This is a genomic window from Caldanaerobius polysaccharolyticus DSM 13641, assembly GCF_000427425.1.
Lineage (GTDB): Bacteria > Bacillota > Thermoanaerobacteria > Thermoanaerobacterales > Caldanaerobiaceae > Caldanaerobius > Caldanaerobius polysaccharolyticus.
The window spans coordinates 885,807-903,818 of the sequence record NZ_KE386495.1; the positions used below are offsets into that span (position 1 = coordinate 885,807).

At 42.2% G+C, this 18,012-nt stretch carries 9 protein-coding genes; 7 read left to right on the forward strand and 2 right to left on the reverse strand.

The features are described from left to right. Positions 1 to 36: 36 nt before the first annotated feature. On the forward strand, positions 37 to 1,407 hold the full coding sequence (locus CALPO_RS0110865) for an MATE family efflux transporter (protein WP_156940182.1): 1,371 nt from the start codon (positions 37 to 39) through the stop codon (positions 1,405 to 1,407). A gap of 42 nt (positions 1,408 to 1,449) precedes the next feature. On the opposite strand, the gene CALPO_RS0110870 is transcribed toward CALPO_RS0110865, so the two are convergent. Then, a complete protein-coding gene (locus CALPO_RS0110870; RefSeq protein WP_026487346.1) occupies positions 1,450 to 1,821 on the reverse strand; it encodes a DUF2680 domain-containing protein in 372 nt (123 codons plus the stop codon). 167 nt (positions 1,822 to 1,988) lie between these two features. On the opposite strand from CALPO_RS0110870, the gene CALPO_RS0110875 reads away from it, so the two are divergent. From CALPO_RS0110875 to CALPO_RS0110900, 6 genes are all read left to right on the forward strand, one after another. Next, entirely contained in the window at positions 1,989 to 2,690 is a 702-nt protein-coding gene (locus CALPO_RS0110875; protein ID WP_026487347.1) for a response regulator transcription factor, read from the forward strand. After that, entirely contained in the window at positions 2,690 to 4,132 is a 1,443-nt protein-coding gene (locus CALPO_RS0110880) for a sensor histidine kinase (protein WP_026487348.1), read from the forward strand. Before CALPO_RS0110875 ends, CALPO_RS0110880 begins: the two co-directional genes overlap by 1 nt. A 54-nt stretch (positions 4,133 to 4,186) precedes the next feature. Next, positions 4,187 to 4,882 (forward strand): response regulator transcription factor, encoded by a 696-nt coding sequence (locus tag CALPO_RS0110885; protein WP_026487349.1) that lies wholly within the window; start codon positions 4,187 to 4,189, stop codon positions 4,880 to 4,882. Then, the gene (locus CALPO_RS0110890) at positions 4,869 to 6,278 is read left to right on the forward strand and encodes a sensor histidine kinase (protein WP_026487350.1); all 1,410 of its coding nucleotides are present in this window, start codon (positions 4,869 to 4,871) and stop codon (positions 6,276 to 6,278) included. Before CALPO_RS0110885 ends, CALPO_RS0110890 begins: the two co-directional genes overlap by 14 nt. 22 nt (positions 6,279 to 6,300) lie before the next feature. After that, positions 6,301 to 7,518 (forward strand): 6-phosphofructokinase, encoded by a 1,218-nt coding sequence (locus tag CALPO_RS0110895; protein WP_245589944.1) that lies wholly within the window; start codon positions 6,301 to 6,303, stop codon positions 7,516 to 7,518. A 112-nt stretch (positions 7,519 to 7,630) separates the two neighbouring features. Beyond that, positions 7,631 to 16,312, forward strand: a complete 8,682-nt coding sequence (locus tag CALPO_RS0110900) for a GH36-type glycosyl hydrolase domain-containing protein (RefSeq protein ID WP_026487352.1) — start codon at positions 7,631 to 7,633, stop codon at positions 16,310 to 16,312. Here the strand turns inward: CALPO_RS0110900 and CALPO_RS0110905 are convergent. Continuing rightward, the gene (locus CALPO_RS0110905; protein WP_026487353.1) at positions 16,307 to 17,932 is read right to left on the reverse strand and encodes an NAD+ synthase; all 1,626 of its coding nucleotides are present in this window, start codon (positions 17,930 to 17,932) and stop codon (positions 16,307 to 16,309) included. The genes CALPO_RS0110900 and CALPO_RS0110905 overlap by 6 nt on opposite strands. Positions 17,933 to 18,012 lie beyond the last annotated feature (80 nt).

Sequence of the window (18,012 nt, forward strand, 5' to 3'; positions counted from 1 at the left end):
ATGCAAAACCATCAACAATCTGATAGGATGAGGCTAATGGAGATTTCGTGTAATGTCAATAAGAAGACTAAAAGTGAAATACTGCAACTGGCTTGGCCTTCTATTGTAGAGCAGTCCCTTATAATGATGGTGGGTCTTGTTTCTACCATGTTTGTAGGTAGGTTGGGCAATGCGGCCATTGCCGCTGTAGGAGCCATAAATAGCATGATATTTTTCTTCCAGGCTGTATTTGCAGGTCTTTCCACTGGTTCCACTGTAATTGTGGCCAGGCTTATTGGGGAGGAGGACTACGAAAATGCCAAGTTAGCTGTGATGCAGTCCCTTATAATGTGCCTTATTATTTTCATCGCGCTTACTGTGTTAGGTTACATTTTTGCGATACCGCTTATCCACCTTTTTTTTGGCCATATTTCAAAGGACGTTTTTGACAATGCATTGCTTTACTACAGAATTGTTCTTATAGGTTTGCCTTTCGTGATAATAGATATCGTCATAGGTGGCGCTCTGAGGGGAGCAGGAGATACCAAGACCCCCATGTACATTACAGCAGTTGTCAATGTTATAAGCTTTTTACTGAATGCACTGCTGGTATTCGGAGTTAAAGTGAACGGCAATTACCTGATACCGCCATATGGAGTAAAAGGTACGGCTATGGCTGTCACCATAGCCAGGGTGATAGGCGGCTTTTTGCAGCTCTATATACTCTATTTTGCCAAGCGCGTTATCAATCTGAGCATAAAAGATAAAATTAGGCTTGACTTCAAGATGATGAAGAGAATAATACATGTGGGATTGCCAGCGTCTTTCGAGCAGTTGGTTATGCAGGGCGGTTTTCTGGTGATGCAGGTTATGGTGGCTACCATGGGTACGGTGGCCATGGCTGTGTATCAAATAGGCATGAACGCTAATTCCATAGCTTTTATGCCCATATTTGGCTTTACTCTGGCGGCTACTAGCCTTGTAGGTAGGAGCCTTGGTGCCAAAGAGTACGAGGCAGCGGAAAATTATGCCAGGCAGACCAACAGTATAGCTGTAAAAGTGATAACCGTAATAGGAGTGTGCATGTTTATATTTGCGAAACAGCTAGCAGCGCTTTACTCTACGGATCCTACGGTTATACACATGGGGTCTGTGGTTATCAGGATATTTGCGGTAATAGAGCCTATGCTCGCTGTCATGAATGTAATTTCGGGTTCTCTAAGGGCTGGTGGTGACATTCTCTATATCGTTCTTACAGCTTTTGCAGGGTTATGGGCTTTTAGAGTGCTGATAGGCTTTATCTTAGGCAAATTGTTGAACATGGGTGTTTACGGTATATGGATAGGCATATGCTTTGATTTTGCTGTCCGCTCGTGTATGTATTGGTTCAGATTCAAAGCCGGCAGGTGGAAGTATATAAAGGTGTAATGATTATAGAACAAAAATAGGTAGGCAAGTGCCTACCTATTTTTAATTGGTATTATTTGAGTTGTAGCCATAGCCTCCCATCATGCCCATGCCAAAGCCGCCACATCCACCGTTCCTCATGTAGTTGTACATGTCGTTTATATGGTCTTTAATGATATTTGCCTGGGATTTGTCGATGAGCCCAAAGCTCTGATATTTATCGATTAATTTTTGTTGTAGGCCTTTTATTTGCTGTTGGATGTCGCTGATTTCTTTTTTCTGCGAGTCGGTTAATTTAGGCCATTTTTCTTGAAATTGGCTTTGCCCGTAAGGAATAGTGGATGGAGATGGTTGATTTGCAGCCATGGCCAATGGCACTGCTATTGCTAGCACCAACACTGCTACTAGACCTGCAATCATTAATTTTTTCTTCATCAACTGTACCTCCTTTTCTCTGTAAATATATTATAATACTCAATTATGGCTTAACAGTGATGTAATTTTGAACAATTTGTGAAAAATGTATTTGTAGCGAGATTTTTAGCTTTGATACTTTTTCGCATGTTGTTTTCGTAATATAATTAAAGCGGAGGTGTCACTGGGTGGCAAATAATCTTATTCTAATAGCAGACGATGATAAAAATGTCCAGGAGATATTGCAGATTTATTTGAAAAAAGAAGGATTTAACCTGGCTTTTGCCGATGATGGCGAGACGACGTTAAAAAAGGCCAGGGAGTTAAAGCCCGATCTAATCGTGCTGGATATAATGATGCCTGTACTAAATGGAATAGATGTTTGTAAGCAGTTAAGAAAAGAGTCCGACGTACCCATTATAATGTTGACTGCAAAGGGAGAGGACGTGGATAAGATATTGGGGCTGGAAATAGGCGCTGATGATTACGTGACGAAGCCTTTTAACCCCAGAGAAGTGGTAGCGAGGATAAAAGCGGTTATGAGAAGGTCTGTAGAGTGCCGTCAAAGACACACTAATGTTAAGAAAGCCATTAGTTATCCAGGGCTTGAAATCGACATCGACAATTATTATGTAAAATTGGATGGCAAAGAGGTACCGATGACGCCTAAAGAAATAGAGCTTTTGTGGTATCTTGCCAGCAATTGCAACAAGGTTTTTACTCGAGAGCAATTACTGGAAGAAATATGGGGTTACGACTATTATGGTGATATAAGAACTGTAGATACCCACATAAAGAGAATAAGAGCCAAACTAAGTAAAAGAGAAAGTCACCCATGGGATATCAGGACTGTGTGGGGGGTTGGATATAAATTTGAGGTGAATTCATGATGTTTAATACGCTGTCAGGGAAAATATTTGCGTCATACCTTATGGTTATCCTTATAACCGTGCTCATCGTAGGCCTTCTTTTTTCCAATGCGCTGAGCAGCTACATAGTAAACGCTAAATCTAAAGAGATGGAAACTAGAGCGGCGGAAATAAGTCAGATTACTGCCAGTTATTTTTTAGGCAAAATTGATGGGAGAATGTATTACAGCATACTAAAAACCTTTAATAGATCGACAAATTGCGCTATCTTGGTAGTCGATAAAAGAGGAAAAATCGTAGCAGCTTCTTTTGATGTCATGAGCAAAATGATGAAAGGCATGCGGGAGAGACCTATGGACTTGGCAAAAACCGTGAAAGTCCCTCCCCAGTATGTGGACAGGGTGAATAGCGGTCAAGGTGTTGTGGCGGTAGTTAAAATGGCAGGTATGGAAGGATTAATGATAATAACAGGTGTACCTGTATTTTTGGGCGATAAAGTAGCAGGAGGTGTATTTCTGAATTCCCCCATAAAGGATATTGCTGAAGTGCTAAGCAGGTTGTATTTGCTCCTGATTATCGTGACACTGATGGCCCTTGCCATGGCGTCTGTGATAAGCGCGTATCTTTCTAGATTGATCACCAGGCCATTAAGGCAGATGTCCAGGATTGCCCTGGCTATGGCGAAAGGCGATTACAAAGTTAAAGTTAATATAAGGAGCGATGATGAAATAGGTCAGCTGGGTAGATCGTTGAATTACCTAGCTTCTGAGTCAGAAAGGCTGGAGAACATGCGCAGGGATTTTATAGCAAATGTCTCCCACGAGTTAAGAACCCCGCTCACGGCTATCAGGGGATTTATGGAGCCGCTTATCGATGGTACGGTGACTGATAAAGAAGACGTGGAGAGGTGCCATAAGATCATATACGGTGAGACGTTGCGCATGCAAAGGCTGATCAATGATCTGTTGGACCTGAGCAGACTACAGGCTGGTAAAATATCGATCAACATGCAACCCATCGCTTTAAGACAAGTAGTAGACAACGTGATTGCAAAGATGAAACCTCAGGCGGATGGCAAGGGAATTCGATTAATTAACAGGTGCCCTGACGATATTTCTCCTGTGTTAGCTGACGAAGACAGGATTCAGCAGGTCCTTATTATATTTATAGACAATGGGATAAAGTACACGGGAGCCAATGGCACTGTAACGGTGACAGCTGAAGAGGGAAGAAGTTTTGTGGAAGTTAGGGTTGAGGATACAGGTATGGGTATATCCAGTGAAGATCTAGAACGCATCTGGGAGAGGTTTTACAAAGCTGATAAGGCCAGAGGAAAAGACGGAGCTGGATTAGGTCTCGCTATAGCGAAAGAAATTGTGCAGTTACACGGTGGAACTGTCAGTGTAAAAAGTCAGGTAGGTCGCGGTAGCGTGTTTGGATTTACTTTAAAGAAAGCAAAATAGGTGGATTTTATGATATAATTATAAATATAATTAAATAGGTATAGGGTGGGTAGTATGGCTACAAAGATAATGATTGTAGATGACGACAGAAACATATGTGAACTTATATCAATTTACCTTACAAAAGAGGGGTTTGATATTGTAAAAGTATATGACGGCAAAGAAGCTATTGATAAATTCAATGAGGTTGCGCCGTCACTGGTTATATTGGATTTAATGCTGCCGGGTGTAGATGGTTATACGGTGTGTAGAGATATCAGAAAAATCAGCAGTACCCCGATTATAATGTTAACGGCTAAAAGCGAGACGCTGGATAAGGTCTTGGGCTTGGAACTGGGAGCGGACGATTATATTGTTAAGCCTTTTGATCCTAAAGAGCTTGTAGCTAGGGTAAAAGCGGTTTTGAGAAGATATGCGCCTATGACAGGTGAAGAGAATAAAAAAGTGGTATACCCTGGGATAGTAATAAATATGAACGAATACAAGTTGAAGATCGATGGGCGAGATGTAGAAGTGCCTCCTAAGGAATTTGAACTTCTGTACTTTCTGGCGTCTCACCCTAATCAGGTTTTTACCCGTGAACAACTGCTAGAGCAAGTGTGGGGTTATGATTATTTTGGTGATTCGCGAACCGTTGACGTGCATATAAAGAGGTTGAGAGAAAAGCTTCCGGCTAATGAGTTTTGGACGTTAAAGACGGTTTGGGGTGTCGGCTATAAATTTGAGGTGAAAACAGGTGAAACAAAATAGCCTTTTTAAGAGGCTGATGTATGTCAACATGCTTTTGGTATTTATAACCATATTAATAGTGACAGGACTGCTGATACAACTATTTACGGGATTCTACTATAGCGAAAAAAAGGACATGCTGTTAGAGGAAAGCCGTAAGCTCAACAATACTTTTGCTGCCATATTGGTTGGCAATATAATTCCGGGGAGTTTGGCATATGATCTTAGGTTTGTGGACGAATACCTTAACGCTAGGATATGGTTGCTGGATAGGAGGGGTGTTGTTTATACGGTTTCTACATCCCAGGATAGGCAGGCAGTAGGCCTAAAAATTCCTTTAAATGAAGTCAATGAGGTTTTAAACGGTAAGGTTGTGGTTATCAAAGGCAGTTTTGGCGGCATGTTTAAAACCCCTGTCTTGACAGTGGGATCGCCGGTTTACTTTGGAAATACCATAGTCGGCGCTATTTTTATGCACGCGCCTATATTTGAAATCCAAGGGGCTCTAAACAGGATATACATTATCATAGCCATATCGGCTTTGGCCGGCGTGGCTGTTGCTATGCTGCTGAGTTACTTATCGGCTGGAAGGCTGTCAAAACCCCTCGTGGAAATTTCTAAAGCAGCTAGAAACATAGCTAAGGGCAATTTTGACATAAGGGTTGCTGTAAATAGCGATGATGAAATAGGGCAACTGGCCAGGAGTTTTAATACTATGGCCAATGAATTGGAGCACCTTGAAGAAATGAGGAGGGGATTTGTAGCCAATGTTTCCCATGAATTAAGATCGCCTTTGACCTCTATAATAGGGTATCTTAATGGTATCATCGATGGCACCATACCTGAAGGCGATAGGGATAAGTATTTAAAAATCGTCAAGTCCGAGTCAGAAAGGTTAAGCAGGCTGGTTTCGGATCTCTTAAATCTGGCAGAATTGGAAGCTGGTATTAAATTGAACCTTAGGAATTTTGATATAAATGAATTGATAAGAAGGGTTTTAATAAAATTTAGCGGTAAAATGGACGCAAAGGGACTGGATGCAGAAGTGGATTTTGCAAAAGACTATATGTACGTTGAAGCAGATCCCGACAGGATTGAGCAGGTTTTGATTAATCTTTTGGACAATGCGATTAAATTTTCTAAGGAAAATGGCCATATTGCCATAAGGACTTACCAGAAGGATTTATCGGCGTATGTGTCTATAGAGGATAATGGGATAGGAATAAAGGAGGAGGATATACCGTTTATTTGGGATAGATTCTACAAAGCTGATAAGTCCAGAGAGAGTAAGATTGAGGGAACAGGACTGGGACTGTCTATTGTTAAATCTATAATAGAGTCCCATGGAGGGGATATTTACGTAGAAAGCCAATATGGAAAAGGTACGAAATTCACTTTTACATTAAAAATAGCATAAGTTGAAAAAGGAGAGGATTTTGTTGCGTGGTAATTGTCTTGTAGCTCAATCGGGAGGTCCAACAGCAGTTATAAATGGAAGTCTGTATGGGGTTATAACAGAGGCTCTAAATACCCGTTGTTTTGATATGGTCTTTGGGGGAATTCACGGGATAAAAGGGATTTTGGAAGGAAAAATTAAAGATTTGACGGGTATTTCTATGGATTATCTGGAGAGAGTTAAACTAAGTCCCTCTGCGGCATTGGGATCCTGCAGGTATAAACTAAAAGACCCCAATGAGTCGGTAGAAGAATACGAAAGGCTTTTTAGGCTGTTTGACCAAAACCGCATCAAGTATTTCTTTTATATAGGTGGAAATGATTCTATGGATTCCACATATAAAATCGAGAGATATGCAAAAAAAGTAGGCTATGATTTAAAGGTTATAGGTATACCCAAAACTATAGATAATGACCTTATGTATACAGACCATTGCCCGGGGTATGGAAGCGCGGCTAAATACGTAGCAACAGCAGCTATAGAGTTGGCATTGGATTCTGCTGTGTACGGGACAGGGGTAATAAACGTGCTGGAAGTCATGGGGCGAAATACAGGATGGATAGCAGGAGCTGCGGCTCTGGCGAAAGATAAAGTGCCTGGATTGAACATGCTCGTGTACTTGCCTGAAGTGGTTTTTGACGAAGAAAAGTTTTTGAATGATTTGGATAAGGCTTTTAAGGCAGATAACCATTTGTTTGTGGTTGTATCTGAAGGGCTTGTAAATGAGAAGGGAGAATATGTGTTCAATAGGAGAAATTCATATAATAGAGATATTTTTGGCCACGTTCAATTAGGTGGTGTGGGAGATTATATTGAACAGCTGATAAAAGAGAATATCTACGACAGGGTAAAATTGACTAGGTTGGGTTTTTTACAGCGATGCGCTATGCATTGTGTTTCAAAGACCGATCTGGATGAAGCTGTAATGGTAGGGCGAATGGCAGTTAAATACGCACTGGACGATATAAGCGGAAAGATGGTGAGTTTAAAGAGAATTGAAGCACCTGAATATAAGTGTTTTACAGATGTAGTAGATCTCAATAAAGTGTGCAATTGTGAGAAGAAGGTACCATTAGAGTGGGTAAACTCAGATGGCAATTTTGTAAATGAAAACTTTTTAGATTATGTGAGGCCGTTGATTTTGGGTGAGGAGGAGGTTCCTAGGGATTGCGGCCTTCCAGAATACGTCCGATTGTTTTAGAGCTCTGTGCAAATACAGGGCTCTTTTATTATGCGTCTGTTTATTACCTGCGCGTTTTGGGAATAATATTTTTTGCGTATCAACATAAAAAGGACAAGGAGTTGATAAGAGCGTGCTTTACACAATAGCTACAGCTGTTGTCACATTGGCCCTGCTTTATCGGTTTATTTACGCGATTGCGTATAGAAAAAGATTTCGCAATATGGGATTTGCCAGCGTACAGGATGTTTTTTTGGTACCTGAAGAATTACAGAAGCATGCCGGCGAAGTGGCCAAAAGGCATATTATTTCTAGGAAAAAAAGAAACCCTCGGTGGCTCGTAGGTAGGGTAAATGACAATTACAGGTATATTAAATCATTGTATAAAAAATTAAATGGGGAAGTAAAGCAGCAAAAATCTGTAAACCCAGCGTCAGAATGGTTGTTAGATAATTTTTACATAATCGAAGAGCAGATTAAGGATGTTAGAAATACGTTGAGACACGGCAATAATCCGTTGCCTGTATTAAAAGAAGGATATTTAAAGGGGTATCCTAGAATATACGCTTTAGCTCTAGAAATAGTATCGCATACAGACGGCAAAGTGGATGAAAAAGTGATATCTGAATTTGTCACAGCTTACCAGTCTAAATCGTTGCTTGCTAACGGTGAGATATGGGCTTTAAGCCTTATGCTGCGCGTAGCATTGATTGAAAATATAAGGTTTTTATGCGAGAGAATAGATGAGACCAACAGGCAGTGGCGTAAAGCTGAACAGATCCTCGACAGCGAGGATATATTTAAGGCTGCGAAAGAATATATCAAAAGTACTGAGTTAAATTATTCCTTTGTAGAGCACCTTATTCAAAAGTTGAGAAAACGTGGCCGCGAAACGGTTCACGTTATAAACGATCTTAGAAATTTTTTAGTAGAATACGGGATAACGGAAGAAAAAATAGTACAGATGGAACATCAATATCAGGCATCTATGGAGGTTTCTATTGGTAATTCTATAAGCAGTTTAAAACTGCTTTCCAGCATGGATTGGACGGATATATTTGAGGATTTAAGCACTGTAGAACAGATATTAAGGCGTGACCCCAGCGGCGTATATCCTAAGATGGACTTTGCCTCAAGGGATTATTACAGGCGCATTGTGGAGAAAATCGCATCGATTGCTGGCGTTTCTGAGACCCTTGTTGCCCTTAAAGCTGTAGAATGCGCTCATGAAGCTCAAGGAAAAGAAGAAAGAGAGAGGCATGTGGGTTATTATCTGATCGGAAAGGGGAAGGATGTTCTTGAGAAAAAAGGCGGATTTAGAGCAAAAAATCCCTGTAAATGGGCTATGGGGATACTGCAACACGCTGAGCTGTTTTACTTTGGGTCTATTGTGTTTATTACGTTGATGGTAATTTTAGCGCTTATGGCTTACGCCTATAGAAATATGGCGACTGCTGCTGATGTGTCAGCTGTGGTTAAAATCGCACTGGTATTAATAGCGATATCTGTACCTGCCAGTGAGATATCAGTGAGCACGGTAAATTGGCTGGTAACCCATATTTTTCGGCCTAGAATACTTCCTAAGCTTGAATTAAAAGAAGGTATACCAGAAGAAGCGGCCACTTTTATAGTCATTCCTACATTGTTGTCAGATGAGCGACGAGTTAAGGATTTAATATTTAACTTGGAAAAATACTACCTGGCTAATAAAGAAAAAAACCTATACTTTGCGCTACTGGGCGATTTTAAAGATGGGCCTGAGAAAGATATGCCTGAGGACGAAGCTGTTGTAAAGTGCGCTTTAGCTGGAGTAAAAGAATTAAACGAGCGTTACGCTAAAGGTCGTGAAGACATCTTCTACTATTTTCACAGGGAAAGACAATATAGCGCTGGACAGGGGAAATGGATGGGTTGGGAGCGCAAAAGAGGCGCTTTGCTGGAATTTAACGACCTGTTGCTTGGCTCAAGACAAACCAGTTATCGCATATTGAGCTGTGATGCAGGTAAATTGCCAAAGATAAAGTACGTCATCACATTAGATGCTGACACCGAATTGCCTTTAAATGCAGCTAGAGAGCTGATAGGCACGATGATGCACCCGCTAAATAAAGCTGTAGTGGACGAAAAAAGAGGCATAGTGGTAGATGGATATGGGCTTTTGCAACCCAGGGTAAATGTGGACATAGTCAGTGCAAACCGAACTTTTTTCTCTAAGGTATTCGCAGGTCAATGGGGAATAGATCCTTACACAACGGCTGTATCGGATGTGTATCAGGATCTGTTTAAAGAAGGCATATACACAGGCAAGGGTATATACGACGTAGAAGTATTTCAAAAGGTCTTGCGGGATGCTATACCTGACAACTCAATATTAAGCCATGACCTTTTAGAAGGCTGTTACGTGAGGACAGGCCTGGTTACGGATATAGAATTGATAGATGGCTATCCTGCTACGTATCATTCTTATGCTATGCGCATGCACCGGTGGGTGAGAGGGGATTGGCAGTTAATACCATGGCTTGCTTCAAAAGTTAAAAACAGAAAAGGCCAGGTGATATCTAACCCCCTGTCTACGATTTCCAGGTGGAAGATTTTTGACAACTTGAGGAGAAGTCTTGTGTCGCCTTTTTTAATGGCAGTAACGGTTTTGGCGTTTGGTGTATTTCCTGGCAGCGAATATGTATGGTTTACTTTTGTCCTGCTTACTGCAGGTTTTCCAGTGGTGCTAGAAATTTTTGATATAGTTTTATATGGACAGTTTCTCATGCCTAAAGGCAAGAGGCATTCAGCTGCGATTACGGGGATTAAAGCCGCTTTTTATAGATTCGGGATTTTATTTGCTTTTATGCCCTATCAGGCGTATTTAATGGTTGATGCTATAGGGAGGACGTTGGTAAGGGTATTTTTTACCCGCAAAAATCTCATAGAATGGGTAACTGCCGCAGATGTAGAGCGTCGATTAAAAAACGGCGTCTTAAAATCCTTTGGCAGGATGTGGGTGTCGATTTTAGAGGCGCTGCTTGTAGTTATAGTTGATGCAGTCTATAGTCCTTTTACGTGGCAGATTACATTGCCTTTATTGGCTTTGTGGAGTTTATCACCGTATATAGCATATCGTATAAGCCTGGTTAAAGAGCGAAAGATGAAGCAATTGTCCGAACAGGATAAAAGAGAGTTGAGACTTATAGCTAGGAAAACATGGAGGTATTTTGAGGATTTTGTGGGCCCTGATGACAATTATTTGCCCCCTGACAATTACCAGGAGGATCCACCTAATGGCGTTGCCCATAGGACTTCTCCCACCAATATAGGGCTCTTACTTGTTTCCACCCTTGCGGCCAGGGATTTTGGTTATATAAGCACCATAGAAATGATTCGCAGATTAAACAATACCATTTCGACGGTTGAGAGAATGGAAAAGTGGAAAGGGCATTTGTTTAACTGGTACAATACCAGGACTTTAAAGCCTTTGAGGCCGCGATATGTTTCTACCGTCGATAGCGGTAATCTGGTAGCGTATATGATGACGTTGAAACAAGGGCTTTTACAATACATGAGAGAACCTGTATTGGATGAAAGGTACGGTAGAGGTCTTCTGGATACACTGGAGCTATTAAAGATGGACAATGCCTTTATCGGTTTAGATACGTCGGTTTTGGAAGATGTGGTAGACTCTAACTTTTCTGTATTTGAGTTTAAAAAAGCTTTAGAAGAACTCAAATACAATATAGATAAAGAAACAATCGCCGTGAATTCTCCATGGTACAGAAAGGTCAGGGAGATGCTGGAAGACTATTTGAGGGAACAAAAGGATGTGATGCCATGGTTGGACGATTATTACCAAATACTTCAATGGGAAGGTGCCGACTTTATAGTTTCCATTCTTGTTGATGCGCAAAAGGATAGGTCATTGATAGGGCTAAGCAGAATTTACGATAAAGCAATCGCTAGGATTGAGGAATATGAAAAGGGTTTAACTGACGAGGAAGTGGCTTCACAGGTTGTCGTATTAAAAGACAAAATTGTTAAAGCTAAACAGCAAGTGGATAAGGCTATGGGGAGTATAAGGGAGCTGGTAAATAGGCTGAGCCGCTTGGTGGATGACACAAAGTTTGAGCCGCTTTACGTGCCAGTCAGACAGCTTTTTTCCATAGGTTATAACGTGGAAGAAGGCCAGCTTTCAAAGGCTTATTATGACCTCTTGGCATCAGAGGCAAGGCAGACCAGTTATATAGCTATCGCCAGGGGCGAGGTGGACAAAAAGCATTGGTTTCGCCTGGGGAGAGCTCTCACAGTAGTGAACGGCTACAGGGGCTTGGTATCTTGGACAGGAACTATGTTTGAATACCTGATGCCTATGCTCACCATGCGCAGTTACGAAAATACCCTTTTAGATGAAACCTATTATTTCGTCATAAGAGCGCAGAAATTGTACGGCCGCCAGCGAAGAGTGCCGTGGGGTGTGTCTGAGTCTGCATTTTACTCCTTTGATATAAACCTCAATTACCAGTACAAAGCTTTTGGGGTACCGTCGCTGGGATTGAAAAGGGGATTGGCTAATGAAGTGGTTGTAGCTCCCTATGCTGCCATGCTAGCGCTGCCTTTGGATCCAGAAGGGGTTATGCAAAATATCCGCATGCTGAAGAGACACGGTTTGGAGGGCCCTTATGGGTTTTATGAAGCTGTGGATTATACCTCTGAGAGGCTTGTTCAGGGAGAAGAGAGCAAAATCGTCAAAAGCTTCATGGTACATCATCAGGGGATGAGTTTTTTGGCACTGGATAACTATTTTAACGATAATATAATGCAAGAGCGATTTCATCGTGACCCTGTGATAAGTGCAGCAGAAATACTGCTTCAGGAAAGATTGCCTGAGGGGATCACTTTTAAGAACGAAGAGAAAAATCGCTATGAGTCGGTAAAAGTCGTGGAACATGAAGAAGTGGAAGTCATCAGAATGCCTCGGGTTAACGAGGGGTCACTTCCTGATGTGCACCTTTTGTCCAACGGCAGTTATTCCATTATGATATCGGATAAAGGCACAGGTTACAGCAAAGGTCTAGGACAGGCTGTTACCCGATGGAGAGAGGATCCTTTGGGGAATTTTGGAATGTTTTTCTATATCCAGAATATAAATTCTAACGACGTTTGGTCTGCCACTTATGCTCCTTACAATGTTATGCCGAATAAGTACAAAGTGGTGTTTTCTCAACATAAAGCCGATTTTTACAGGACAGATGGCAACATAGACACCCATATGGAAGTAATCGTATCTCCTAGTGATATAGCTGAGATAAGGCGTCTTAGTATAACCAATCACAGCAAGCATTCCAGGACGATAGAAGTAACCAGTTATGCAGAGCTGGTAATCGCTCCCCAAGCGGCGGACGTAGCTCACCCTGCTTTTGGCAATCTTTTTGTTAAGACCGAATACATAGGCGAATACGAAAGCTTATTGGCCCACAGGCGACCTAAAAGCAGCGATCAAAGTCCTGTATGGGTATTTCATACTGTCACGGTAGACGGAGGAGAGATAATAGGCGATGTCCAGTATGAGACTGATCGGTCCAAGTTTATAGGAAGAGGCCGTACCCTCAAGGATCCGGTGGCAATGGACGTGGACCATCCTCTTACCAATACCGTAGGTTCTGTTCTGGATCCTATTATGAGTATAAGGCGTAGGGTAAAGATAATGCCTGGGCAGACTGTTACCATTGCCTACACTACGGGCATGGCGGAAAGCCGCAACGAAGCTTTGCAGTTAGCTGAAAAATACCACGACAGCGGTTGTATTCAACGGGCATTTGAGCTGGCATTGACCAGGAGCCGCGTTGAGTCCAGGTACCTTAATATGAAAGCTAGTGAAATACAGCTATACCAACAATTAGTACCTCACATATTGTTTATAAGCCCGTTAAGGCAAAAGTGGAGTAATGAGATACGCAATAACTTAAAAGGCCAATCGGTATTGTGGGGCTATGGTATTTCGGGAGATCTGCCTTTGGTGCTGGTGTGCATTGATGATCCGGAAGATATCGATATCGTTTATCAGATGATTAGGGCTCATGAGTACTGGAGGGTAAAAGGTTTAAATGTAGATCTGATCATATTAAATGAAGACGACAGCAGTTATCTACAGCCATTAAACGATATGATAAAAGAAGCTATTGCTTCCAGTCACGCTAGAGAATTGGTGGGGATACCTGGGGGCATACACGTGATTCAGGGCAATAACGTTAGCGATGACGTTAAGGAGTTGTTTTACAAAGTCGCCCGCCTGGTGCTAAGAGGTAAGGACGGTTCTGTGTACGATCAAGTAGCTGTTGAAGAGCAGAGGGTGTTACCAGATGTAGTGGAGTGGAGGGGCGGTAAGCAGTATAAACAGCATTCCACAACAGCTGAAGGGCTGGTGTACTTTAATGGGACAGGTGGATTTAGTCCTGATGGAAAAGAATACGTTATATATTTGAAAGACGGAAACACCACTCCACTGCCGTGGATAAATGTGATTTCAAATGAGGAATTCGGCTTCCAGGTATCAGAATCGGGTTCAGGTTACACCTGGGCTGAAAATAGCAGGGAGAATAAACTGACGCCGTGGTACAATGATCCTGTGGTAGATCCTCCTGGTGAAGTGCTGTATTTAAGGGACGAGGATAGTGGCGATGTATGGACCGTGACATCCCAACCTATAAGAGACGATGAGCCGTACCTTATAAGGCACGGAAATGGTTACTCTGTTTTTGAGCACATAAGCTATGGTATTCAGCAGGAGCTGACTCAATTTGTGCCATTGCATGACCCGGTAAAAGTGTGTTTGTTGAAACTTAAAAACCTCACCGCAGATATTAGACACCTAAGCCTCACGTATTACATGAGGCCGGTGATGGGGGTAAGCGAACAGGCGACAGCGCCATTTATAGTCACGGAAAAATATGAAGATGGTATTTTGCTTATTAGAAACACCTACAACGAAGATTTTCCGGCAAGGATTGCGTTTTTGGATTCCTCCGAGTTAAGCGGTAGGTCGTATACCGGCGATCGGCGGGAATTTATAGGTCTAGATGGTAGCCTGAGATATCCTGAGGCCCTCAAAAGAAAAGAATTATCAGGTAGAGTAGGGGCAGGGCTTGATCCCTGTGGAGCTTTGCAGGTGAAAGTGATGTTGGATGCCGGCGAAGAAAAGACAGTGGTGTTTATGTTAGGGCAATGCGCTGACTTGGACGCTGTGAAAAAATTGTGTGCTAAGTATAGAGATGTAAATAATGCTTTAGAGGAGCTGGATAATGTTAAAAAATTCTGGGATGATCTTTTAGATACCATCCAGGTTAAGACGCCGGATACGTCTATGGATTTTATGATAAACAGATGGTTACCCTATCAGACCGTTGGGTGCAGGATATGGGCGAGATCAGCTTTTTATCAATCAGGGGGTGCTTATGGCTTTAGAGACCAGCTGCAAGATGCGATGAATGTGGTGTTTATATACCCTGGACTAACGCGCAGGCAGATACTAACCAGTGCAGCACACCAATTTATAGAAGGGGATGTACAACACTGGTGGCATCCCGGCTCAGGCAAAGGTATACGCACCAGGCATTCTGATGACCTGTTATGGCTGGCTTATGTCACGGCAGATTATATAAAGAGTACAGGAGACGTGGATGTATTAAAAGTTCAGATTCCTTACCTCATAGAGGAACCGCTGAAGGAAGAAGAGAACGATAGATACAGTAAACCTTTGGTTTCTACTACCACGTCCACCCTTTATGAACACTGCAATAAAGCTATTGAACGGGCATTGAGGTTTGGCCCCCATGGTCTACCTCTTATAGGCTCAGGGGATTGGAATGACGGTATGAATACAGTAGGTAATAAAGGCAAAGGTGAAAGCGTATGGTTGGGTTGGTTCCTGTACGCTGTTTTGATGGCGTTTATACCGTTATGTGAGGTTCAAGATGATCGCGAAAGAGCAGAAAATTATCGAGTTATCGCTCAGAACATAGTGAATGCTATTGAGGAAAGCGGATGGGATGGGAGCTGGTACAGAAGGGCGTATTTTGACGACGGAACTCCGCTAGGATCTGCTCAAAACACCGAGTGCAAAATTGACTCCATTTCCCAGTCGTGGTCGGTTATCTCGGGTGCGGCTAAGCTGAACAGGGCCAGAGAAGCCATGGGTGCTGTGGAGCATTACCTGGTAAACAAAGAGAACGGGATTATAAGGTTGCTGATGCCTCCTTTTGACGAAGGCGATTTAAAGCCAGGTTATATCAAAGGATATGTGCCCGGAGTAAGGGAAAATGGAGGTCAGTATACCCATGCGGCAGTGTGGGTTGTAATGGCTTTTGCTCTCTTGGGCGAGGGGGATAAAGCCTGGGAGTACTATAACCTCATAAATCCTATAAATCATAGCAGAACTGCATTAGAGGTTTCGGTGTATAAAGTAGAACCTTATGTAATGGCGGCAGATGTGTACGCAGTTCAGCCTCATGAAGGAAGAGGAGGATGGACGTGGTATACGGGAGCTGCAGGGTGGATGTACAGAGTAGGGATAGAACATATTTTAGGGTTAAAACTCAGGGGCGACAGCATTGTAGTTGACCCGTGTATTCCCAAAGGATGGGAAGAATACCGAATAGTGTACAGGTATAAGAACACTAGGTACTTTATCACTGTAAAAAACCCTGAAAAGGTAAACAGAGGTGTAAAAGAGGTGCTTATAGACGACAAGCCTATAAAAGACAAAGTTATACGCTTGGTAGATGACGGGACAGAGCACGATGTGAAAGTATACTTGGGGGAATGCCTATAGCCATCTCTGCGCTATAGGCATTCTCCTGCCTGTTCCAAAGGCTTTTGTCGTGACTTTAAGCCCTGGAGCAGCCTGCCTTCTTTTGTATTCGGCCTTATTGACTTTTTTCATTATGTCTCTTATCAAATCTTCAGAATACCCCATTTTGACTATATCATCAATGGATTTTTCTTCTTCAATATACGCTTTTAAGATCTCGTCCAGTATTTCGTAGGGCGGCAGTGAGTCTACGTCCTTTTGGTCAGGCCTCAATTCTGCAGAAGGTGGCTTTGTCAGCGTGGATTGAGGTATTATCTGTCTTTCCCTGTTGATGTAATGGGCAATCTGGTATACCATGGTTTTGGGTACGTCAGATATAACCGCCAGGCCGCCGGCCATATCACCGTAGAGGGTGCAGTATCCCATTGCCAGCTCTGATTTATTGCCTGTGGTGAGGATGAGCCTATTTTCTCGGTTAGACAGGAACATGAGGTAATTTCCCCTTATCCTTGCCTGTATGTTTTCTTCTGCCAGGTCTTTTAAAGGTTCTCTGTCGCCGTTAAAAACTTTAAGATAGGCTTTAAAAACCTCTTCAATGGGATATACCCTAAATTCAATGCCCAGGTTATCAGCTAATGCTTTTGCATCGCTTTTGCTGCCTTCTGAGGAATACCTGGATGGCATTGATACACCTAGGACATTTTCAGCGCCCAGTGCCTCCACCGCAAGGCAACAGGTGACAGCCGAATCTATGCCACCGCTAAGGCCTATAGCGACTTTTTTAAATCCTGTTTTGCGCGTATAATCTCTAATTCCCAAAACCAGTGCATTGTAGACCCACGATATGTCTTCATTTACATACAATTCTTCCTGTTGGCACATGAGCGATTCTGAATCCAATACCACCAGATCTTCGTCAAAGGACTTGGCGTGAAAGATAACCTGGCCGTAAGGATTTACGGCAAAGCTGGAACCGTCAAATATAAGCTCGTCATTACCTCCTATTTGATTTACGTATATTATAGGCCTGTGGTATTTTTCGGCTATTGCAGATATCATGTGAGTTCTTAACTCTTGTTTTTTGTAATTGTAAGGAGACGCCGATATATTTACAAGGATATCAGGGTGGTCTTTTACGAGTTCCTCTATGACGTCGATGTCGTATCTGGGCCTCTCCCAGAAATCTTTGTCGTTCCATATATCTTCACATATGCTAACGCCAAGTTTTATACCTTTTACATTCATACAGTGGATGCTCTGAGAGGGGGCAAAATAACGGGATTCGTCAAATACATCGTAATTGGGCAACAGGGTTTTGTCGACTTTATCCATGATTTTTCCGTCACCTATCAGCACGGCAGAATTGTGCAAAAATCCCTTTTCACTAAAAGTGCATACCCCTAGGATCGCGTATATACCGTGTATCTTGCTCTTGAGATCGTTTATAACCGTATCTACATGGGATAAAAAATCCGGATTATACAAAAGATCTTTAGGAGGATACCCGATAACCGACAGCTCTGGAAATATGATAAGTTCCGCTCCTTTAGATTTGGCCATTTCTATATAACTCAATATCTTATTGGCATTTCCGACTAAATCCCCTACTGTTGGATTTATCTGTCCTATGGCAAATTTCATAATATCGCTCCTCATTGGTGTTCTCTTTATTAGATTTTATTTTAGCACATATTTGAAAGATTAAAAAGGAGGAAAATTAT

Bases quoted from the DNA above. Each gene is read 5' to 3' on its own strand.
- CALPO_RS0110870 (WP_026487346.1), bottom strand. From the start codon at position 1,821: ATGAAGAAAAAATTAATGATTGCAGGTCTAGTAGCAGTGTTGGTGCTA.
- CALPO_RS0110880 (WP_026487348.1), top strand. From the start codon at position 2,690: ATGTTTAATACGCTGTCAGGGAAAATATTTGCGTCATACCTTATGGTT.
- CALPO_RS0110865 (WP_156940182.1), top strand. From the start codon at position 37: ATGGAGATTTCGTGTAATGTCAATAAGAAGACTAAAAGTGAAATACTG.
- CALPO_RS0110885 (WP_026487349.1), top strand. From the start codon at position 4,187: ATGGCTACAAAGATAATGATTGTAGATGACGACAGAAACATATGTGAA.
- CALPO_RS0110905 (WP_026487353.1), bottom strand. From the start codon at position 17,932: ATGAAATTTGCCATAGGACAGATAAATCCAACAGTAGGGGATTTAGTC.